This is a genomic window from Rhodobacter capsulatus (assembly GCF_052363175.1).
Taxonomy (GTDB): domain Bacteria; phylum Pseudomonadota; class Alphaproteobacteria; order Rhodobacterales; family Rhodobacteraceae; genus Rhodobacter; species Rhodobacter capsulatus_D.
The window spans coordinates 1,827,585-1,850,170 of the sequence record NZ_CP198946.1 but is presented as its reverse complement, the minus strand read 5'-3'; the positions used below and the strand labels follow the sequence as shown (position 1 = coordinate 1,850,170).

The window sequence follows — 22,586 nt, the reverse complement described above, 5'->3', positions numbered from 1 at the left end:
GTCAAGCGCTCAATCGATCAACCCTCGGTTGCAGTTAATGCAAGGCCATCGACAACTGCGGTAAAGGCGTCGCCCTGTGCCTGCCGCGCTTGCGGGAAGGCGGCGGTGACGGCGTCGGAGACAAGGCCCATCAGGCTCGAACCACCGACAAGGATTGCGGTCTCGACCGCCTCCGGGGCAATCGACGCCAGACGGCAGGTCTCGGCCAGAGCCGCATCCAGTTCGGCGCGGGCGCGGGTCAGCGCAGCGGCCATCGAAACCGCGTCGATCTCGGCATAAAGGCCGCGCTCGATCTTGCCCATGCGGATCATCGCGCCCGGCTTGCCCGCATTCGCCTCGATCTTGCCGCGCTCGACGGCAAAGGCGAGATCATGGCCCAGCTCGTCCTCGATCACCCGCGCCAGCCGCGCGATCGGGCGCGGCTCGACGGCGAATTTCGCCAGATGCGCCACCGCGTTGCGGGTATCGCGGGTGTACAGAAAGGGGATCTTCGCCCAGGTCGCCAGATCGACGAAGATCTCGTTCGGCATCGGCAGAAGGCCCGGGCCGAATTCGCGTTTCAGCTGCCCACCTTGCCCCAGATGCGGCATCACATGGTCAAGCGCGATGGCACGGTCGAAATCGGTGCCGCCCAGCCGGATGCCGTGGCTGGCAAGGATCTCGATCCGGCCCGCATGGCTGCGAAACAGCGAAAAGTCCGAGGTGCCGCCGCCGATATCGACGATCAGCCCCAGCGTCGCACCGCTGAGATCGGCCGAGGCGCGGGCGGCGGCCTCGGGTTCCGGGCAAAAGCCGATCTCGGTGAAGCCCGCCGCTGCAAGGCAGGCGCTCAGGTCTTCGGCCGCTTTCGCATCGCGGGCGGGATCGGCGTGGAAATGCACCGGACGACCGGACAGGACGCGGGTGAAGGTCAGACCCGTCTGCGCCTCTGCCCGCGCCTTGGTTTCGCGCAGGAAAGCGGTGACGACATCGGCCAAAGTGCGGCGACGCCCCCCGATCGGGCGGGCCTCGTGAAAAAGCGGCGTGCCCAGAACGCTTTTCAGCGCCCGCATGAACCGCCCTTCCTCGCCCGCCACCAGCGCGGCGACGGCCTCGGCGCCGATCCGCATCGGGCCGGTCTCGGTCGGGAAAAAGACGGCGGTAGGCAGGGTATCGGCCGCGCCATCCAGCGTCAGGCGGCGCAGGCGGCCGTCTTGCACGATGGCAGCGGCGGAGTTCGAGGTGCCGAAGTCGATCGCAAGGGTCAGGTCGGTCATCGCGGGGCCCATGAAAGCAAAGCAGGCCCGCTACAGGGTTTCGGCCGCGCTGGCAAGGGGCTGCGCGGCCGGGCGCGTCAGAGCAGGAAGTCGGAACCGCTCAGCGTGCCAAGGGTGACATTGTCGAGCGTGAGGCGGAAGCCGTCGACCTCGATCACCACCGCCCGGCCCGATTGCGTCATGTGACTGCTGAGATCGGCGAAGCTGTCGAGCCCGGCAAAGGCGGTCAGGTCGATATCATCGCTGCCCGCGCGGAAATCGGTGATCCGGTCCGCCGCGTCGGCGCTGGCGAAGATGAAAAAGGTCATTGCCGAGCCCCCCGGCGAGAGTGTCAGCGCCTACCCCGGCGGTGAGCGTATCATTGCCGGCGCCGGCGCTGATCCAGTCGTTGCCATCGCCGGCAAGGATCAGGTCATTGCCCGCCCCGGCAGAGATGCGGTCATTCCCCCGCCCCGCCCGAGATCGTGTCGGCGTTCGACCCGCTGTCGCCAGAGGCCGTGTAACTGTCATTGCCCGCGCCAAGGCTGACCAGATCATTGCCGCCCGAGTCTGTGACGGTATCGACCCCGGCGCCGCCGGTCAGCGTGTCATTGCCCATGCCGCCCGCAAGTCGGCTGCCCGCATCCGAGCCGGTCAGGCTGTCGTTGCCCGCCCCGCCATCGAAACTGTCGATGCCGCCAAGGCTCGTCATAACCTCGTTGCCATCGCCGCCCATGACCGTGTCGGCCTCGGCAGTGGCGCTGTCGGTGAACTGGTCATTGCCCGCGCCCAGATCGATGCGGTCGCTGCCCGCGCCACCGTCCACGCTGTCATTGCCCGCGCCTGCCGTGATCGTATCGTTGCCGCTGCCGCCCAGAAGCGTGTCATTGCCCTCGTTGCCGGTCAGCCGGTCATTGCCCGCCCCGCCGTCAAGGCTGTCCGCCCCGGCCCCGGTTACCAGAGCATCATTGCCGTCGCCGCCAAAGACGGTATCGGCATTGGCCGAAGTGTCGCCGGTGCCGGTGTAGCTGTCGTTGCCCGCGCCAAGGCTGACAAGATCGTTGCCCCCCGTGTCTTTCGTCGTATCGCTTCCGGCCGCGCCGGTCAGCGTGTCATTGCCAAGCCCCCCCGCCAGCACGCTGCCCGCCGCCGAGGCCGTCAGACTGTCGTCGCCTGCGCCGCCGTCAAAGCTGTCGCGCCCGCCAAGGCTGGTCAGGACCTCGTTGCCAAGCCCGCCCAGCACCGTGTCGCAGCCCGCATCATCGCTGTCGGCAAAGATATCGTCGCCCGCCCCCAGATCGATGCGGTCATTCTCCGCGCCGCCCGCAACACTGTCTGCGCCGTCGCCCGTGGCAAGGATATCGCGCCCGGCCCCGCCGTTGACCGTGTCATTGCCTGCGCCGGTGGTGATCCGGTCATTGCCGTCGCCGGCACGCACGCTGTCCCCCGTCGAAGCGCTGTCGCCTGTGGCGGTATAGCTGTCATTGCCCGCCCCCAGATCGATGACGTCGGAACCGCCGCTGTCGACCACCGTATCGGCGCTTGCGCCCCCGGTCAGCGTGTCGTCGCCCAAGCCACCAGAAAGGGTGCAGCCCGCCGGTCCCGCCGCAAGCAGATCGTTGCCATCTTCGCCGTAAAACCGATCGGAGCCGCCGCGACTGACCAGAGTATCGGCGCCCTCGCCGCCCCAGACCTGATCGGCACCGCTGTCCGTGCCATCGACGAACACATCCTTGCCGCCCCCCAGAGTGATCAGGTCATTGCCGGCACCACCGGTGATGCTGTCGTCGCCACCCGCACCGGCAAGGCTGTCGTTGCCAGCAAGCCCGTCGATCGTATCCGCCCCCGCCCCGCCGGTCAGGGAGTCGCTGCCGGAAGTGCCCTGCAGGCTCTGCCCGACGCCGCCGCCCGAACCGCCGCCCGCATCGGTGAACAGGAAATGGGTCGGATCCAGCATCGAGGTGACAAGACCCGCCAGCAGGATCGTGCCCTCGGCAGTAGCGATGCACACCCCCGCAGCGGTGTCTGCCATCAGCGCCAGCAGCGCCGACCAGTCGGCAATCGCCGTCAGCGCGGAAATGTCGATGTAATCGATGCTGGCGACGAAATCACTGACCGTATCGGTGCCGAACCCGGTGGCGAAGATGAAGATGTCGAGCCCCTCGCCGCCCGTCAGAAGATCATTGCCCGCCGCGCCCGCAAGCCGATCGTTCCCTGCCTCGCCCGCAAGCGTGTCGGCCCCCGCCCCACCCGCAAGCGTGTCATTGCCCCCGCCCGCAAAAAGCCGGTTGTCGGCACTGTTGCCGGTGATCTGATCCGCCCCCGCGCCGGTGCGTGCATTCTCGATCACCGTGCCGGTGTAGATCACCATGTTGCCGCGCAGCCCGAACAAATCCGAGACCGCCCCCGGGGTCAGATCGATGCGCGCCGCTTCGGAGCGGTCGGAAAAATCGAGCGTGTCGGTCCCGTCGCTGTCCATCAGGGTGAAGGCGACATTGGCGCGGTGGTTTGCCGTGCCCAGAAGGTCGAGCGCCCCGCCCGCGGTCGAGCCCACGCCATAGGTGGTGTCCCCTGCATGCGCCGCACTCGGCGTTCCGTAAAGCGCGCGCATGGCGGCGATGTCAAAGGACATCGGCGTCAGAAGATAGGCATAAGACGCATTGGTGTTCGGATTCTCGTTTTGCGCGAAATAGGACATGATCGACGTCTGCCAACTGTCGTTGGCATAAAGCGCATCGCGCGAAAAGGTGGCCGAGCCGTTGTAATTGCCGGTGTGACCGAGGCCGAGCGCATGGCCGATCTCGTGCACATAGGTCTGATAGCTGTAGCTGCCGATGGTGCCGCCGTAGCTGGTGAACCAGGCGCTCGAGACATTGACCGTGGCCGAAGACATATGCACGCCATCGCCCGCCATCGAGGTATAGGCCCCCGAGGCGCTGTTTTGAAAGGCGATCTGCCCGCCGCTTGCGGTTTGCACGAAGCGGATGCCCGACACATCGCTCCAGGCGTCAAGCGCAGCCACAATGATCGTGCGTTCTGCCGTGCTCAGCGCCGCGGAAAAGGAATAGGTCAATGTGCGGGCACCGTTCAGGTTCCAGCCGTAAGTGTAGCCCCCAAAATAGCCGCGGATGATCTGATCGACCGCCTGGTCTTCGGTGAAGGTAGGAAGGGTCATCCGGGCACTCCTGTTCGGGTGTTGCGCCACAAAGCGCGACGCAGACTGGGCGCAAGGCAGGGCGAACGCTGGTCTGCGGGGGAACAAGGGGCGCCTTCGGGCGCGGCAGGAAGATCGGGCCTTTCATGGCCGCCGGATGATCCGCTTCCCTGCCAGAAATAGCGGCAGCAACAGCACCGCGGCAAGGTCAGGAATTGGAATAATCCTGTTTAATTTCTGTTACTTGATGAATATTCTCTTAATCTGGAAGCGATATCCCGGATCGATGTTTACGGTTACGGCAGGCGCGTGACGGCGCTGCGGCGGGGACGGCGCATGATGGCCAAAGCGTGGCGCCGCAGCGGCAGTGACGGCAGCACGGGAAAGGCCAGCTGCGGCCTCGAATCGCCGCGCGCAATCGGCGCGGGACCGGATATCGTGAAACCGGCGTTGCTCGGCTTCCCCCCGCTCAGCCGTCCTTTCCCTTTCGGATCGGGTCGGTGAGCAGCCGCAGGCCGTTGAGCACGACAAGCACCGTGCCGCCCTCGTGGCCGATCACCGCGATCGGCAGCGGCAGGTGGAAGAAGAGACCCGTCGTCACAAGGACCGTCATCGCCCCCATCGCGAAGATCAGGTTTTGCCGGATGATCCGTACCGTGCGCCGCGCCAGCCGATGCGCCTCGGCCAGACGCGCGATGTCATCGGCCAGAAGCGCCACATCGGCCGCCTGCAACGCAACCTCCGAGCCCGCCGCGCCCATCGCGATGCCCACATCGGCCCGCGCCAGCGCCGCCGCGTCGTTCACCCCGTCGCCCACGAAAGCCACCCGGCCCTTCGCGGTCAGATCGGCGACCAGACGCACCTTGTCCTCGGGGCGCAGATCGGCGTGGATCTCCTCCGCGCCGATGCCCAGTTCCGCCCCGATCCGCTCCGCCACCGGGCGGCGATCGCCGGTCAGCATCGCGATGTGACCGACGCCACCCGCCCGCAGCGCCGCCAGCCCCGCAGGCGTCGTCGCGCGCGGGCGATCCTCGCAGGTCACCCCGCCAAGGATCTTCGCGCCGCGCCCCAGCAGAACCAGCGTGCGCGGCGCGTTTTCCAGAACCGGCGGCAGCGCCAGATCCGCGCCCGCCCGCGCCCCCATCCGCGCCGCAAGCCGCGCATTGCCCGCCCAGATCACCCCCGCGTCATCGACGGCAACCATGCCTTCGCCCGGCACCGCCTTCGCCTCGCGCACCGGCACGGGGGTCAGCCCGCGGGTCTCGGCCAGACGCCGGATCGCCTCGGCGATCGGATGTTCGGACTGCGCCTCGATGCCCGCCAGCCGGGCGAGGAAGGCGTCCTCGGACCCCTCGCAATGAATGTCGACGATCTCCTGCCGCCCGGTGGTCAGCGTGCCGGTCTTGTCGAAGGCGAAGGTCTCGACCTGCGCCAAGGTTTCGAGCGCCGCGCCGCCCTTGAACAGCACCCCGCCGCGGGCCGCGACCGAGAGCGCCGAGAGGATCGCCGCCGGGACGGAAATCACGATGGCGCAAGGGCTTGCAGCGACAAGCAGCGTTGCCGCCTTGTAGAGCGCCGCCTGCCAGCCCAGGCCCATCGCGGCAAAGACGGCAAAGGCGAGGATCGCGCCCACGAGCACCGCGATGGTGTAGCGCTGCCCGAACCATTCCGAGAAGCGTTCCGAGGGCGCCCGGGCCGCCTGCGCCTCGGTCACCAGCGCGATCATCCGCGCGACGGTGGATTCGCCGAGTTCGCGGCGCACTTCGATGGCGAGGACACCGTGAAGATTGACCGTCGCTTCAAAGACTTGCGCGCCGGGCGCCTTGTGCACGGGGACGGATTCGCCGGTGATCGTGCTTTCGTCGATCGCGCCCTCGCCCTCGAGGATGACGCCATCGACCGGCACGCGCGCGCCCGGGCGCAGGATCACGATGTCGCCCGGATGCAGCTCTTCGACGGCGACTTCGGTGACGGTGTCGCCCACGCGCCGCAGCGCGCGGTCGGGGCGCAGGTCCATCAGTGCCTCGATGGCGCGGCGGGTGCGGCCCATCGCGCGGTGTTCGAGCGTGGTCGACAGGCTAAAAAGGGTCAGCAGCACCGCCCCTTCAAGCGCGGCGCCAACGGCGGCGGCGGCAAGGGCGGCGACGACCATCAGAAGGTCGATGTCGAGCTGGCGCTCCTCGATCAGCGCGCCGCCCGCCCGGATCGCCGCCGGAACGCCGCCCGTCAGGAAGACCGAGAGCATCGCCAGACCCTCGACCCAGCCGCCGCCAAGACCGGGAAAGACCCAGTGCGCCACGGCACCGATCGCCATCGTCGCGATCGTCGCCCAAGTCAGAACCAGCCTGCTCGTGTCCTCGGTCATCGTGATCATTCCGTTCTGGCACGCATCGCGTCCGGCGTCGTGCCAGACACGGAGTCTGCCCCTCTTAGCGCGATTGGCCCGGCACACAACAGCGGAAGACGCGGCAAAGCCCCGCAAGCTGGCAAAAGCACTTTTCGGTCATGGGAGGCCGAGGCCGCAGAGGCCTTGATAAGAGGGAATTTATTACGTTTGGAAAGGAGCTGTTAATCAAGCTCGCGTAGCTTGCCCGCATGACACATGCCCTTTCGCCCCGCCAACAGGAAGATTTTGCCCTCGGCTCGCCGCAGATGACGGCGCTCAGGGGCCTGTTCCTGATTTGCCTGCATCACGGTGTCACCCTGCCGGTGACCGAATTGCCCGCGCTGGAAGAGGGCAGCATTGCCCCCCGACTGGAAGCGACCTTTCAGCGCGCGGGCTTCAAGGCACGACAGATCACCGACGGGACATGGCGCACCGCGAAGGGCCTCGGCTCGGCCTATCCGGCGCTGTGCGAGGGCAAGGACGGCCGCTGGTTCATTCTGGCGCATACGGTCGAGCTGCCCACCGGCCCCCATGCCGCCATTCTCGACCCCGCGCGCGAGGGCGAAGGGATCCTGTTCCTCTCCCGCGCCGAGTTCGAGGCGCGCTGGTCCGGGCGGCTGATCCTCGCGCGGCTGCGCAAGACCGAACAGGGCGCGCGGCGGCCCTTTGGTCTGGGCTGGTTTCTGCCAGCGTTGCTCGAACAAAAGCGGATCTTTGCCGCTGTGGCAATCGCGGTGGTGGCGAGCAACCTCATCGGCTTCGCCCTGCCCTTCCTGACGCAGGTGATGATCGACAGCGTGATTTCCTCGCACAGCTGGAACACGCTCACGGCGGTGCTGACGGTCTATGTGTTTCTGGTGCTCTTCGACGCGGGTTTCAACTATGTGCGCCAGCGCCTGATGCAGATCTGCGGCGGCAGGCTTGACGCGCGGATCGGCGCGGCGGTGCATGCGCATCTGTTGTCGCTTCCGTTGGCCGTGTTCGAGACGACGGCGGCGGGCGTTCTGGCCCGCAACATGCAACTGACGGAAAAAATTCGGCATTTTCTGGTCGGGCGACTGTTTCAGACGATGCTCGACGCGGCGCTGCTGCCAGTTTTGCTGACGCTCATGGCGATGCTTTCGGGCCTGATGACGCTGGTCGTGCTGTGCTTCGCGCTGGTGATCGCGGGGTTGCTCGCACTGTTCCTGCCCGCGCTGCAACGGCGTCTGTCCGCCCTTTACGATGCCGAAGCCGGGCGGCAGGCGCATCTGGTCGAGACGCTGCACAACATGCGCACGGTCAAGGCGCTGGTGCTTGAGGGCACGCGTCGCGGCCTGTGGGAATCCGCGCTCGGGCGCACCATCCGCAGCCAATGGAATGTCGGCGGCCTTGCTGCCACCGTCAGCGCGCTCACCTCGCTGATGGAGCGGGTGATGCAGGTCTCGGTGCTGGGCCTTGGGGCCGAGCAAGTGCTGGCAGGCAATATCAGCGTCGGCACGCTCGTCGCCTTTTCGATGCTATCGGGGCGGGTCACCGGCCCGCTCGTGCAGATCGTCGGGCTGATCAATGAATGGCAAGAAGCCGCGCTCGCCGTGCGCACGCTGCGCGGCGTGATGGACCACCCGCCCGAACGCGGCCCCGAGGTGCGGCCCGTGCGCCCACCGCTGCGCGGCGCGATCCGGCTTGAGGACGTGCATTTCACCTATCCGGGCACTACCACCCCGGCGCTGGACGGGCTGACGCTCGACATTGCCGCCGGACAGGTGATCGGCGTCGTCGGACGCTCCGGCTCGGGCAAGACCACGCTGACGCGGCTTCTGCAGGGCATCGGCGCGCCGCAATCGGGGCGGATCCTTTATGACGGCCATGACACCCGCCATATCGACCTTGATCATCTGCGGCGTTCGGTCGGCATCGTGTTGCAGGAAAACGTGCTTTTCCGCGGCACACTGCGCGAAAACATCGCGCTGGCCCGCCCCGACGCAAGCCACGACGCGGTGCTGCGCGCCGCCGCCCTTGCCGGCGCGGACGAGTTCATCTCCCGCCTGCCGCAGGGTCTTGATACAAAGGTCGAGGAGGGCGGCGCGAACCTGTCGGGCGGGCAGCGTCAGCGCATTGCCCTGGCCCGCGCGCTGCTTGCCGATCCGCCGATCCTGATCCTGGACGAGGCGACGAGCGCGCTTGACCCCGAATCCGAAGCGGTGGTGAACCGCAACCTCGCCGCGATCGCCAAGGGCCGCACCGTAATCGTCGTCTCGCACCGGATGAGCTCGCTCGCCAAATCCGATGCGATCCTCGTGCTTGACCGCGGCCGGATCGAGGATTTCGCCCCCCATGGCGTGCTGCTGACGCGCTCGGCAACCTATCGTCACCTTTGGCTGCAACAGGCGGGACAGACGGAATGAGCCAGTTCGGTACCCTCGACCGCGATGCGATCGCGTTTCAGGATGAACTCGACCGGATTCAGGCGGAACCCGTGCCGCTGCTGCTGCGGCTTTGGCCCTATATCGCTGCCGGGATGATGGTCGTGCTGGTGGCACTGTCGGCATTTCTGCGCGTCGATATCGTCGTCGTGGCCTCGGGCCAACTGACGGGCGCCGAGGCGCCGATGCTGCTGCGCTCGGCCGCCGCGGCCCGTCTCAATGCGATCCTCGTGCGGCCCGGCGACGTCGTCGAAGCGGGCCAGATCCTCGCCCGGCTGGACCCGACGATGCCCGAGGCCGATGTCTCGGCCCTGCGTGCCGAACGCGATGCGCTGAGCGCCAAGATCGCCCGTCTTTCGGCCGAGCTTGATGGCAGCCCCTTGGGGGATGACACGGCCGCTTTGCGGGCCGAGGCCAAGGTGCTGGCCGAGCGTCGTCAGGAAAGCCGCACACGCAGCGAGGCGCTGCGCGCCGAGATTGCCTCGGCCGAAACGATGATTGCGGCGGAAAACGAGAATGGTCAGGGTCTTACGGCACAGCTCGACATCCTGCGCGAGGTCGAGACGATGCGCACGACCCTGATGGAACGGCAAAGCGGCTCGCAGCTTGCCGTGCTTGACGCGCGGCTGATGCGGCTGCGCGCCGAAGCCGACGAACGATCGCACCTGTCCCGGCTGAGCGAATTGCGTGACCGTCGTGAACGCGCGGTCTCGGAACTGGAAATGTATGAGACCGGGCTGAAGCGCAGCATCACCGAACAGCTTGCCGAAGCACGCCCGCAGCTGGAAATGGTCGACGAACAACTGGCGAAGGCGCGTTCGCTGCGGCAAATGTCCGATCTCGTCGCCCCGCGTCCGGGCGTGGTGCTGCGCGTGGCCGAAGGCGGCGTCGGCAGTCTGATCCCCTCGGGGGATCCGGTCGTGGTGCTCGTTCCGACCGATGTGCCAATGATCGCCGAGATCGGTCTGCGCTCGACCGATGCCGGACGCGCTGTTGCCGGGGATGCCGTCACGCTCAAGGTCGATGCCTTTCCCTGGCGCCAATATGGCAAGCTGTCGGGCACGTTGACCGATGTCGGACATGCGAGTTTCCGGCCCGAAGGCGCGACGGAATCGGTCCATTCCGGGCATGTCAAACTCGATCCCGGCACGCATCTGACCAATCTCCCCGAGTCGGCGGCCCTGCTTCCGGGCATGACACTCTCGGCAGAGATCCATGTCGGCACCCGCTCGGTGCTGGAGAAATTCTTCGACCCCATCGTCCGGGGTCTTTCCGAAGCCCTGCGCGACCCGTGACAGATCATGAAGGAGACCCCCATGACGGACGCAACCCCGATCGATGGCACTGCCGCGCAGCCGGTAGCGCAAGAACAGCGCAGAACCGTCTTGCATGTTGGCTGCGGCGTCGCACATCCCTCGAAACTGCCCGAGAGCTACTTTCCGCTTTCGGACTGGCGCGAGCTGCGGCTCGACAGCGACCCCGGCGTGGCGCCCGACATCCTTGCGCCGCTCACGGATCTGTCGAGGATCGCAGCCGCCAGCATCGACGCGATCTGGTCGTCGCACAGCCTTACGCATCTTGCCTCGCACGAAGTCCCGCTGGCGCTTGCAGAGTTCCTGCGCGTGCTGAAACCGGGCGGGTTCTTTCTTGTCACCCTGCCCGACCTGCAGCAGATTGCGAAACATATCGCCGAAGGACAGCTTGAAGAGCCGGTGTATATCTCGCCTGCGGGCCCGATCACGCCCCTCGACATTCTTTACGGCCATCGCGCCGCCTTGGCTGCGGGACAGACCGGCATTGCCCCGCGTACCGGGTTTACCGCCCGCTCGCTCGCCGAACATCTGACGGTGGCGGGCTTTGCCGCCGTGAAGATCGAGAGCGACGGAAATTTCGCACTTTGGGGCGTCGGGACGCGCCCGGTCGGACCGCAATCCTGAGGTCACCCCCCTGACAACAAGCCCTGCCGTGGCATCGGTCGCCAAAGACCGACGCTGCGCGGGCTGGCCTGATTGCCCCCCGCATCCTCGGAATCACGCTAGGATGCCGAACGCAGCTTGCCCCCGGGCACTGTCTTGGCGCCTTGTATCCGCCGCAGTCCTCCCGAATTCACAGAGCCTTGCCAGAGCCAGGCCACCGTTCCGAATTCGCAAAGCCGTTCCCGATCCAGACAATTCAGAACCTGTCGTGACGGGACGGCGCCCCTTGACCTGCGCAAGTCACGGTGCCTCCGGCACCACGTTCATCGCCACCGCCCGTCGTCTGGCGTCTTGCCGTCTGAATTCCCCAAACCACCGGCGCCTCGGCACTGCTTTGCGCGGAACCGAAGAAGTGACACCAGCTCCCCGGTTCGTGCGAAAGGAAAAGGCCACCCCGAAGGGTGGCCTTCATGATCCTCATCTCCTGCCGGGGCCCCCCCCGGCAGCAGGATCAGGACGATAGCGCCGCAATCTGCGCCGTGGTCATCACGGCCGTCTGCGTGGTGGTGAAGGCCGCCGCCTGGGTCGCGTTCAGTGCCGCAAGGTCGGCCGTCTCGAAGCCCGAGATCTGGGCGGTCGTGAACGCAACGATCTGACCGGTGGTCAACCCGGCAACCTGATCCGTCGTGAACGCCGAGATCTGGCCGGTGGTCAAGCTTGCAACCTGCGTCGTGCTGAAGGCGGTGATCGCCGCAGCCGTCAGTTTGGTCAAGGCCGCCGTCGACATGGCCCCGAGTTGCGAAGCGCTGAGGGCTGCCACTTCGGCCGTGGTGAAGCCCTGCCCCTGCGCCGAGGTCAGCGCCGCAAGTTGCGCGGTCGTCAAGGCCGCGATCGCTGCCGTGCTGAGGGCGGCGAAATCGGCACTTTCGAAAGCCGCAACCAGCTCGGTTCCCATCGCCGAGATCTGCGCCGACTTCAGGGCGGCCGATTGCGCCGTGTCCAGGGCGACAATGTCGGCCGTTTCGAGCCCGACGATCGCCGTCGCGGAAAGTGCTGCGACCTGCGCCGTGCTCAGAACATCGACTTGCGTCGTGCTCAGGGCCCGCACCTGCGCCGAGGAGAGGACACCCATCTGCGCCGTCGTCAGCACCGCGATTTCGGCCGTGCCGAAGGTGGTGATGTCCTCGGTCGCCAGACCGGTGATCGCCGAGGTCGTCAACTTCGACAATTGTGCCGCCGTCAACTCGCCGATTTGCGTCGAACTCATCGCCGCGATCTGCTCGGAGCTCAGCGCCTTGACCGCCGCGGTCGAGAGGTTATCGATCACGTCCGAGCCGAGCGCAGCGATGTTGGTCGTCGACAGCGCCGCAAGCTGAACCGAAGTGAGCGCACTCACCTGCGTCGAGTCGAGGCCGGAAACATCGTCTGCCCCCAGACCCGCCAGCGCAGCCGTCGTCAGAACCGCGATCTGTGCCGAGGTGAACTCGCCGATCTGCTCGGAACTCAGCGCCGCGATCTGATCGGAGGTCAACACCGCGACGGCCGAAGCCGCCAAGTTGTCGATCTCGCCCGAGCCGATCGCGGCGAAGTTCGTCGCAGAGAGCGCCGCGACTTGCACCGACTTCAGGCTGGCCACCTGACCCGAGCTCAGTGTCGCCAGATCAGCCGATTCAAGACCCTCCATCGCCGCTGCCGAAAGGGCACGGATCTGGGCAGTGGTCATCACATCGACCTGGGTCGTCGAAAGCGCCCGGGCCTGCGCCGAGGACAGAACCGCAATCTGCGCGGCAGAGAGCGCCAGAACATCTGCTGTGCCAAGCAGCGTGATGTCTTCGGTCGCCAAGCCCGTGATCGCGGCCGTCGTCAGTTGCGCCAGCTGGGCGGTGGTCAGGCTGTTGACCTGATCCGAACTCAGCGCGGCGATCTGATCCGAGGTCAGCCCCTTGACGGCAGTCGTCGTCAGATCGTCGATCACATCCGAGCCCAACCCGATCAGGTTGGTCGCCGAAATCGCTGCGATCTGCTTCGAACTCAAGCCCTTCACCTGCGTCGAGTCGAGTGCGGCGAAGTCCGCCGATTCAAGACCCGCGATGGCGGAGGCCGTCAAGGCGGCGATCTGGGCAGACGTCATCGCGTCGATCTGCGTGGCGGCAAGTGCCTGCACCTGCAGCGAGGACAGAGCCGCAACATGAGCCGTCGACAGGGCCGCGATATCGGCCGTGCCAAGAGTGGCCATGTCCTCGGTCGCGAAGCCGACAATCGCCGCGGTCGACAACTTGGCCAGTTGCGCCGAGGTCAGGGCCCCGACCTGTTCCGAACTCATCGCCGAGATCTGCGCCGAGGTCAGCCCTGCGACTGCCGAGGTCGTCAGATTGTCGATCACATCCGAGCCAAGTGCCGCAACGCTGGCAGTCGACAGCGCCGCGATCTGGGTGGAGGTGAAGCCCGCCACCTGAACCGAGTCAAGGCCTGCGGCATCTTCGGACTGCAGACCGGCCAGCGCCGCCGTGGTCAGAGCCGCGATCTGCGCCGAGGTCATCTCGCCGATCTGGGTTGACGTCAGGGCAGTGATCTGCGCCGAGGTCAGCCCCTTGATCGCCGTGGTCGTCAGATTGTCGATCACATCCGAGCCAAGGCCCACGATGGTCGCGGTCGACAGCGCCGAGAGTTGTGTCGACGTGATGCCGGCCACCTGTACGGAGTCGAGCGCAGCAAGATCCGCCGATTCCATGCCCGCGAGGGCGGCCGTCGTCAGGGCCCCGATCTGACCGGAGGTCATGACATCGAACTGGCTGGTCGAGAGGGCCGCAACCTGTGCCGAGGACAAGGCCGCGATCTGAACCGTCGACAGCGCCTCGAGATCGGCAGAGCCGAATGTCGAAAGACCTTCGGAGCTCAGCCCGGCAATCGCCGCCGTGGTCAGCTGCGCCAGCTGGGCAGTGGTCAGGGCGCTGATCTGCTCGGAGCTCATCGCCGCGACCTGCGCCGAAGACAGGCCCTTGATCGCCGTCGTGGTCAGGTTGTCGATGACCGAGGAGTCAAGTGCCGCGATATTGGCCGTCGAGAGCGCCGCAAGTTGCGTGGAGCTGAACCCGGCAACCTGCACCGAGTCCAGGCCGGAGACGTCATCGGCATCCAGACCGGCAATCGCGGCAGTGGTCAGAGAGGCAAGCTGGCCAGAGGTCAGCTGCCCGATCTGCACCGAACTCATCGCGGAGATCTGGGCCGAGGACAGCCCCTTGACCGCCGCAGTGGTCAGATCGTCGATCACGCCCGAGCCCAGCGCCGCAATCGCAGCCGTCGACAAGGCGGCCAGTTGCTGCGAGCTCAGCGCCGCAACTTGTGCGGAGCTGAAGCCGGACACGTCGTCAGCCTCAAGCCCGGAGACCGCCGCGGTGGTCAGGGCGGCGATCTGCGCCGATGTCAGGTGCCCGATCTGCGACGAGCTCAGCGCCGCAATCTGCGCAGAGGTCAGGCCTTTGACGGCCGCGGTGGTCAGATCGTCGATCACCCCTGAGCCCAGCCCGACAAGGCTCGCCGTGGACAGCGCGGCGAGCTGGGTGGAGGTGAACCCGGCCACCTGTGCCGACCCGAGCGCGTTCAGATCTTCCGAGCCGAGGCCCGCCAGCGCCGAGGTCGTCAGCGCGGCAAGCTGGGTCGAGGTCATGTCATCGATCTGGTCCGAAGTCAGGGCCGCCACCTGGGTCGAGGAGAGCGCCGAAATCTGCAGCGTGCCCAGCGCGGCGATATCGGCCGAACCGAAGGTGCCCATATCATCCGCTTCAAGCCCGGCGATCGCCGCGGTCGTCAGCTGCGCCAGCTGCGCGGTCGTCAAGGCCCCGATCTGGGTCGAGCTCATCGCGGTGATCTGCGCCGAAGTCAGCCCCAGGATTGCGGACGTGGTCAGGTTGTCGATCACGTCCGAGCCAAGCGCCGAGATCACCGCGGTGGACAGACCCGCGATCTGCGTCGAGGACAGGCCCACGACCTGCGCAGAGTCGAGCGAGGCGATATCCGCGGAGTCAAATCCGGCAAGCGCCCCACGCTTGATCGCCGCGATCTGCGCCGAAGTCAGGGCATTGACCTGATCGGACGAGAGCGCCGCCACCTGGGTCGACGACAGCACCGAGAACTGCGCCGTGCTCAGCGCAGCAATGTCAGACGAGCTCAAGCCACCGAAATCCTCGGCCGCAAGCCCGGTGATCGCCGCCGTCGTCAGTTGTGCCAGCTGCGCGGTGGTCAAGGCCCCGATCTGATCGCTGGTCATCGCGGTGATCTGCGCCGCCGTCAGCCCGCGGATCGCCGCGGTCGTCAGGTCATCGATCACGCCCGAACCGAGCGCACTGATCTGGGCGGTCGAGAGCGACGCGAGTTGCAGCGAGCTGAGCCCCACAACCTGGCCCGAGGTGAGCGAGGCAAGATCGGCCGATTCCAGGCCCGCAATCGCGGCCGTGGTCAGCGCGCTCAGCTGAGCGGAAGACATGGCGCTGATATGGGTCGAGCTGAAGCCCGCCACCTGCGCCGAGGACAGGGCCGCAAATTGCGCCGTGCTCAGCGCAGCGATATCGGCGGAGTTGAAGCCGCCAAAGTCTTCGACCGCGATCCCCGCAATCGCCGCCGTCGTCAGCTGCGCAAGCTGCGCGGTGGTCAAAGCGCCAACCTGCTGCGAGCTCATCGCGGTGATCTGTGCCGCGGTCAGACCGGCCACGGCAGCGGTCGTCAGATCGTCGATCACATCCGAGCCCAGCGCCGCGATATTGGCCGTCGAAAGCGCGGAGATCTGTTTTGAACTCAGACCCGCAACCTGCCCGGAGTCGAGACCCGAAACATCCGCCGTTGCAAGGCCCGCAAGAGCAGCGGTGCTGAGCGCCGCAATCTGCGACGAGGTCATCTCGCCGATCTGTTCCGAGCTCAGCGCAGCGATCTGTGCCGAGGAAAGCCCCGCCACCGCAGCAGTCGACAGATTGTCGATCACGCTCGAACCCAGAGCGGCGATATTCGCAGTCGAAAGCGCCGAGATCTGCTTGGAGCTGAGCGCCGCAACCTGGGCGGAGCCAAGCCCCGCCATATCCGCGGTTTCAAGCCCGGCAATCGCGGCCGTGCTCAACGCCGCAATCTGCGCCGTCGACATGTTGGTGATCTGGCCGGAGCTCATCGCGCTGATCTGCGCCGAGGTCAGCCCCTTGATCGCCGTCGTCGTCAGATCGTCGATCACCCCCGAGCCCAGCGCCGCGATCGCGCTGGTCGACATCGCCGCGATCTGCGTCGAGGTGAACCCGGCAACCTGCGTCGAGCTGAGGCCCGCGACATCACTGGACTCGAGCGCGGCAATGGCTGCGGTGCTCAGCGCCGCGAGCTGGGCAGAGCTCATCGCATCGACTTGCGACGAGCTCATGGCGGCGACCTGCGCCGAAGACAGCACCGCGATCTGCGCCGTGCCAAGCGCCGCGATATCCCCCGAAGCAAAGACCGCCATATCCGCGGTTTCGATGCCGGCAATCGCAGCCGTGCTCAGCTGCGCCAGCTGTGCGGTGGTCAGGGCACCAACCTGAACGGAGGTCATCGCCGCAATCGCCGCCGAGCTCATCCCGGCAATCGCTGCCGCCGAAAGATCGTCGATCACGTCCGAGCCGAGCGCCGCGATATTGGCCGCCGACATCGCGCCGAGCTGCGCCGCGGTCAGACCTTTGACCTGGGTCGAGTCCAGCGCGGCCATATCTGCCGTCTCGAGCCCCTTGACCGCCGCCGTGGTCAGCGCGGCAAGCTGCGTCGAGGTCATCGCATCGATCTGGCTGGACGACAGCGCCGCCACCTGGGCCTGCGTCAGTGCCGAGATCTGCAGCGTGGTGAAGGCGGCGATATCCGACGAGTCGAAGACGGCCATGTCTTCGCTCCCGAGGCCGCGGATCGCCGCTGTGGTCAGAACGGCAAGCTGTGCCGTGGTCAATTGCCCGATCTGCGTCGAGGTCATCGCCGCGACTTGCGCGAGGCGCAGCCCGGACACCGCCGCAGTGGTCAGGTCATCGATCACGCTCGAGCCCAGCGCCGCGATGCCATCGGTCGAAAGCACCGCAATTTGCGCCGAGGTGAGGCCCTTCACCTGAGCCGAAGAGAGGCCGGCATAATCGGCCACTTCCAGGCCCTTGATCGCTGCGGTCGTGAGCGCGGCAAGCTGCGCCGAGGTCATCGCGCCCGTCTGCACGGAACTCAACGCGGTCACCTGTGCCGCGGTCAGGCCGCTGACCGCCGCCGTGGTCAGATCATCGATCACATCCGACCCGAGCGCGGCGACATTGGCCGCCGACATCGCAGCGATCTGCGCCGAGCTGAACCCCTTCACCTGGGTCGAGGTGAGCCCCGCAACATCCGCCGTTTCCAGCCCCTTCACCGCCGCGGTCGTCAGCGCGGCAAGCTGCGCCGACGTCATGGCATCGATCTGGCTCGACGACAGCGCCGCCACCTGCAGCGACGAGAGCGCCGCAATCTGCGCCGTGGTCAGCGACGCGATGTCGGTCGACGAGAAGACGGTCATGTCCTCGGTTTCAAGCGCGGCAATCCCCGCCGCCGTGAGCTGTGCCAGTTGCGCCGTGGTCAGCGCACCGATCTGCACCGAGCTCAGTGCCTTGATCTGCGCCGCCGTCAGCCCCTTGATCGCCGTCGTCGTCAGGTCATCGATCACATCCGAGCCCAGAGCGGCGATAGTGTCGGTCGAAAGCGCCGCAATCTGTGCCGCCCTCAGCCCCTTGACCTGCACCGAGTCAAGTGCCGCAATGTCTTCGGTCTGCAGACCCTTGACCGCGGCGCTGCTCAGCGCCGCGATCTGCGACGAGGTCAGTTCGCCAATTTGAACCGAGGTCATCGCCGCAACCTGCGCCGAGCCCAGCCCGGCCACCGCCGAGGTCGTCAGATCGTCGATCACGCCGGACCCGAGCGCCGCGATATCGCCGGTCGAGAACACCGCCATCTGCGCCGAGGTCAGGGCCGCGACCTGCGTCGAGGTCAGCCCTGCAACATCGCTGGTTTCAAGGCCGCGGATCGCGCCAGTCGAGAGCACGCGCAGCTGCGCAGCGCTCAGCGCCCCGATCTGGGTCGAGGTCATCGCGGCAACCTGCGCCGAGGTCAGCACCCCGATCTGCGCCGTGCTCATCGCGGCAATATCGGCCGTGTCGAAAACCCCCATGTCCGCGGTCGACAGACCGGCGAAAGCCGAGGCGCTCAACTGGGTCAGCTGCGCCGTCGTCAGCGCCCCGATCTGGGCCGAGCTCATCGCGGCGATCTGCGTCGAGGTCAGCCCCTTGATCGCCGTCGTCGTCAGGTCATCGATCACATCCGAGCCCAGAGCGACGATACTGCCGGTCGAAAGCGCCGCAATCTGTGCCGCCCTAAGCCCCTTGACCTGCACCGAGTCAAGTGCCGCAATGTCTTCGGTCTGCAGACCCTTGACCGCGGCGCTGGTCAGCGCCGCGATCTGCGACGAGGTCATTTCGCCAATTTGAACCGAGGTCAGCGCCGCAACCTGCGCCGAGCCCAGCCCGGCCACCGCCGAGGTCGAAAGATCGTCGATCAACGACGAGGACAGCGCCGAAAGCTGTTCGGTCGACAGCGCCTTGAGCTGCTGCGAGCCGAAGCCCTTGACCTGCGCCGAGTCGAGCGCCGCGATATCGGCCGTATCAAGCCCCTTGATGGCCGCGCTCGAAATCGCCGCGATCTGCGCCGAGCTCATGATGTCGATCTGTCCCGTGGACAGGGCCGCAACCTGCGTCGAGGACAGGGCGGCGATCTGGGTAGCGGTGAAAACAGTGAATTGCGCGGTCGTCATCGCGCCGATCTGCGCCGTCGTCAGCCCCTTGAGCTGCGTGGCGGACAAGGCCTGAATGACCCCGGTCGTCAAGGATGGAAATTGTGTGGAAGTGAAAGCCGCAATCTGCTGGCTGGTGCAGGATTTGACATCGGCAGGGCGCAGGGCGGCAACCTCGGTGGCACTCAGCGCTGCGATCTCGGCGGTGGTCATTGTGGCGATGGAGGTCATCTTGCGTTCCCGGAGATGAAAAAAAACGAACACTCTGCCCTGACGAGGTTCACCCGACAGGCAGCGGCCGGGTTTTCCAGCCACGCGTGAAGCCGACCGTAGGCCCTACTGGTTATTCGATCGTGAAGACGATCCCCCAAATCTGGTTAATGCATCGTCGCAAATAGCTAAGATTAGAGCAAAGGCCCTTCCGACAGCCTTGGGACATCCCTCGCGGCCCCATTCTCCGGGTTAGCGCACAAAAATGCGCAAAACCTGCCAGGCACTATGCAAAAGCGCACCAATCGGCAGGAGACGAGACGCATTAACCGCACCTTTACCCTGCCGTGCAAAAGTCCGCCCGAGGCCTCTCATGCGGGCCGATATCCAGAAGGAGCCTTGCCTTGCCATCCGTTGTTCCGTTCCTGCCGCTGCCGGGCGATGCCCAGACCATCCTCTCGGCACTGCGCCAACCCGGAAGTCTTGGTGCGCAGGGGGTTCTGGCGCCGCATATGGCGCGCGCGGTGATCGCGCTCGAACTCGAGGAACTCGTCAACATCGCCGAGGCTGCCGATCCCACCGATGCGGCCCTGCTTTACCGGTCCTGGCTCGCGGGCCCCGATCGCGGCGTGAAGGCTGCGCCGGTCTGGCACAATCTCGGCGTGGCGCTGCAACGCCTTGGCCATGCCGCCGAAGCGGCGGAGGCGCTGGCAGCCGCCCTGCGCCTGCGTCCGGGTCTGTGGCAGGCGGGTCTTGGCCGCGGTCTGGCGCTTGAAGCGGCGGGCGCCCCCGAAGCCGCTCTTGCCGCCTGGCGCGAAGTGCTTCCCCCCGCCGAGGCCCGGCGTCAGATCCACATCCAGATGGCGCGGCTCTTCGAGGATCGCGGCATGCTGGGCGCGGCGATGGAGGAGGCACGCGCCTCCCTGCTGATCGACCCGACGCAAGCCGATGCGATCCAGCATCTCGTGCACAACCGCCAGCGCACCACCTCCTGGCCACCCTGCACGCTGAATGTGCCCGGGATCAGCGATGACATGGCCGAACTGCATGCCGGACCTCTGGCAGCGCTGGCACTGGTCGACGATCCGCGGCGCCAAAGCGAGATCTGCACGCATTGGATCAACCGCAAGGTGCCGATCGCCCCGCCGCGTCTGTCCCCGGTCGAGGGCTATCAGCACGACCGTCTGCGTCTGGGCTATCTGTCGTCGGATTTCTGCCGCCACGCGATGAGCTTCCTGATCGCCGAACTGCTCGAACGCCATGACCGCTCGCGCTTCGAGATCTACGGCTACGACATGTCGCCCGAAGATGGCAGCGATATCCGCGCGCGCGTGCTGGGCGCGCTCGATCACCACATTCCGATCCACACGATGACCGACGATGCCGTCGCCGCACGCATCCGCGCCGACGAGATCGACATCCTCGTCGATCTGAACGGCCTGACCAAGGGCGCGCGCCCGGCGATCCTGCGCCAGAAACCGGCGCCGATGCAGGTGACCTATCTGGGCTATATCGGTCCGGTGTCGCTGCCCGAACTCGACTATCTGATCTGCGACGCGGTGACGATCCCCGAAGAGATGGATGCCGAATACAAGCCCCGGCCGCTGCGCGTGACGGGCTGCTATCAAGCCAATGACGGCCGCGTGCCGGAGCTGCCCAGCGTCAGCCGCGCCGAGGAAGGCCTGCCCGAGACCGCCACCGTCTTCTGCTGCGTCTCGCACCATTACAAGCTGACCGAAGCGGTCTGGAGCCGCTGGTGCCGGATCGTCAGCCGTGTCCCGAATGCGGTGCTCTGGATCATCAATGACAACCCGGAATCGCATGTGGCGCTGCAGGCGCGCTGGGCGGCGGCGGGGCTTGCGCCCGAGCGGCTGGTCTTTGCGACCCGCACCGATCCCGCGCGCTACCGCGCCCGGCTGGCGCTGGCCGATCTCTTCCTCGACACCACTCCTTATAATGCGGGCACCATCGCCTCGGACGCGCTGCGCATGGGGCTGCCGATCATCACCACCCGGGGCCGTGCCTTTGCCGCGCGGATGGGGGCGAGCCTGCTCACCGCGATCGGCCTGCCCGAATGCATCGCCGAGGATCTGCAGGGCTACGAGGATCTGGCCGTTGCCATCGCCACCGACCCGGCGCGGCTCGCGCGGATCAAGGCGCATCTGGCCACCGGCGCCTGGGAGCGCACGCTCGGCGATGCCGAGGATTTCACCCGCCGCTTCGAAGCCGCGCTTCTGGCAGGTCGCGCCGCTTTGTGACCCGGTCGCGCCGGGTTCCAGTCTTGAACCCGGCGCCATCGTTTGGTCCGCCTCAGACCGCAGATCGCGCAAAGCCGCCGCCGCACACACAGATCGCGCCGCGGACAAGGCCTGCGTCACGGCGGGTCTTCCCTTCCCCGATCGCCCGGATCAGGCCTACCAGTCCCATGCCGCATATTGATCTGCCGCAAAGGGGCCGCATCAACCAAGGTTTATACTGCGCCCCGCAAGGGCCTCGGCTGTTGCAGCCGGAGGCGGGATCGGAGGGCGACCATGACCACCTTTACGGTGACCAACAGTTACAGCGGCACCATTACCGGCGGCGTTACGGATCGACTTGACTTCATCTACACCGCAACAACCAATGGTGTCTGGCTAAACAATCTCTCTTTGCCCGGCAGCGGCGCCGAGACGCCCGCGGGCGGGTATTCGGGCATGTTCGACGGAATGGGGTTTAACGACTGCCATTTCTCGGGCTTCGGCAGCTTCGGATTCAGCGACCGCTCGGGCGGGGATGACATCATCTATAGCGGCGATGGCAATGACAGCCTTGATGGCGGCGCGGGCAATGACGACCTGCGCGGCTGGGGCGGCATTGACACGATCGACGGCGGCGCGGGGATCGACCACGGCCAGATCCGCATCGCCTGGTATGGCGGCCCGGTGCTGGTGAATCTCAACAAAGAGTCGCTTCTGGGCAATGGCGGGATCCTGCGCAACCTTGAAAGCCTCGACATCACCACCGGCAGCGGCAATGATCGGATCATGAACCACGCCACCGCTGTCGGCAGCGACCATTTTGCCACCGGCGCGGGCAATGACACGCTGACGATGTTCATGGGCGGCTCGGATATCGCCGAGGGCGGCGCGGGCAGCGATGTGTTGATCGTCACCTGCGGCATCGACGAGGGCACAGTCTGGCTGACCGATCTTTCGGCAACGCCCGGCGGCGGTTACAGCGGCACGTTCAACGGCAATGGCTTCAATGATATCGCCTTTTCGGGCATCGAGCGCTTCAGCTTCACCGACCGGGACGGCGGCGACGACATCATCAACACCGGCGCGGGCAATGACACGCTGAACGGCGGCGCGGGCAACGACACGCTGCGCTCTGGCGCGGGACGCGATCAGATCAATGGCGGCTACGGTCAGCTTGATTACTGGCAGGGAAATCTCTCGGCGCTCAGCACCGATGTGGTCATCAATCTGAACACCGCCTCCACC

The 22,586-nt window shown here is 66.4% G+C and carries 10 protein-coding genes and 1 pseudogene; 5 read left to right on the top strand and 6 right to left on the bottom strand.

Going from position 1 to position 22,586, the window contains the following annotated elements; translation table 11 throughout:
- Positions 1–17: 17 nt before the first annotated feature.
- The 5 genes from ACTTAI_RS09990 to ACTTAI_RS09970 all read right to left on the bottom strand — a co-directional run bounded on the left by ACTTAI_RS09990 (position 18) and on the right by ACTTAI_RS09970 (position 6,703).
- Positions 18–1,256 carry an Hsp70 family protein gene (locus ACTTAI_RS09990; RefSeq protein ID WP_444455568.1) on the bottom strand — a complete coding sequence of 413 codons (1,239 nt, stop codon included), beginning with the start codon at positions 1,254–1,256 and terminating at the stop codon, positions 18–20.
- Positions 1,257–1,333: 77 nt separating this feature from the next.
- Complete coding sequence (locus tag ACTTAI_RS09985) at positions 1,334–1,564, bottom strand: hypothetical protein (RefSeq protein WP_444455567.1); 231 nt, start codon at positions 1,562–1,564, stop codon at positions 1,334–1,336.
- The gene (locus ACTTAI_RS09980; RefSeq protein ID WP_444455566.1) at positions 1,494–1,766 is read right to left on the bottom strand and encodes a hypothetical protein; all 273 of its coding nucleotides are present in this window, start codon (positions 1,764–1,766) and stop codon (positions 1,494–1,496) included. Before ACTTAI_RS09980 ends, ACTTAI_RS09985 begins: the two co-directional genes overlap by 71 nt.
- Entirely contained in the window at positions 1,696–4,410 is a 2,715-nt protein-coding gene (locus tag ACTTAI_RS09975; RefSeq protein ID WP_444455565.1) for a M10 family metallopeptidase, read from the bottom strand. Before ACTTAI_RS09975 ends, ACTTAI_RS09980 begins: the two co-directional genes overlap by 71 nt.
- Positions 4,411–4,858: 448 nt before the next feature.
- Positions 4,859–6,703, bottom strand: a complete 1,845-nt coding sequence (locus ACTTAI_RS09970; protein ID WP_444455732.1) for a cation-translocating P-type ATPase — start codon at positions 6,701–6,703, stop codon at positions 4,859–4,861.
- A gap of 281 nt (positions 6,704–6,984) precedes the next feature.
- Here ACTTAI_RS09970 and ACTTAI_RS09965 point away from each other — a divergent pair, with 281 nt between their 5' ends.
- From ACTTAI_RS09965 to ACTTAI_RS09955, 3 genes are read left to right on the top strand one after another with little or no spacing between them, the layout of a single operon-like run.
- Positions 6,985–9,162 (top strand): peptidase domain-containing ABC transporter, encoded by a 2,178-nt coding sequence (locus ACTTAI_RS09965; RefSeq protein WP_444455564.1) that lies wholly within the window; start codon positions 6,985–6,987, stop codon positions 9,160–9,162.
- Complete coding sequence (locus ACTTAI_RS09960) at positions 9,159–10,475, top strand: HlyD family type I secretion periplasmic adaptor subunit (protein WP_444455563.1); 1,317 nt, start codon at positions 9,159–9,161, stop codon at positions 10,473–10,475. The genes ACTTAI_RS09965 and ACTTAI_RS09960 overlap by 4 nt, the downstream gene beginning before the upstream one ends.
- 21 nt (positions 10,476–10,496) lie before the next feature.
- Complete coding sequence (locus tag ACTTAI_RS09955; protein ID WP_444455562.1) at positions 10,497–11,117, top strand: class I SAM-dependent methyltransferase; 621 nt, start codon at positions 10,497–10,499, stop codon at positions 11,115–11,117.
- Between the two features lie 490 nt (positions 11,118–11,607).
- Here the strand turns inward: ACTTAI_RS09955 and ACTTAI_RS09950 are convergent, their stop codons facing one another.
- On the bottom strand, positions 11,608–19,125 hold the full coding sequence (locus ACTTAI_RS09950) for a hypothetical protein (protein WP_444455561.1): 7,518 nt from the start codon (positions 19,123–19,125) through the stop codon (positions 11,608–11,610).
- A 383-nt stretch (positions 19,126–19,508) separates the two neighbouring features.
- Here ACTTAI_RS09950 and ACTTAI_RS09945 point away from each other — a divergent pair, with 383 nt between their 5' ends.
- Together ACTTAI_RS09945 and ACTTAI_RS09940 are read left to right on the top strand one after the other, a co-directional pair.
- Positions 19,509–21,362: an O-linked N-acetylglucosamine transferase, SPINDLY family protein gene (locus ACTTAI_RS09945; protein ID WP_444455560.1), complete on the top strand. Its 1,854-nt coding sequence runs from the start codon at positions 19,509–19,511 to the stop codon at positions 21,360–21,362.
- A gap of 273 nt (positions 21,363–21,635) precedes the next feature.
- Positions 21,636–22,484: pseudogene (locus ACTTAI_RS09940) on the top strand (calcium-binding protein); the annotation flags it as partial.
- Positions 22,485–22,586: the final 102 nt, after the last annotated feature.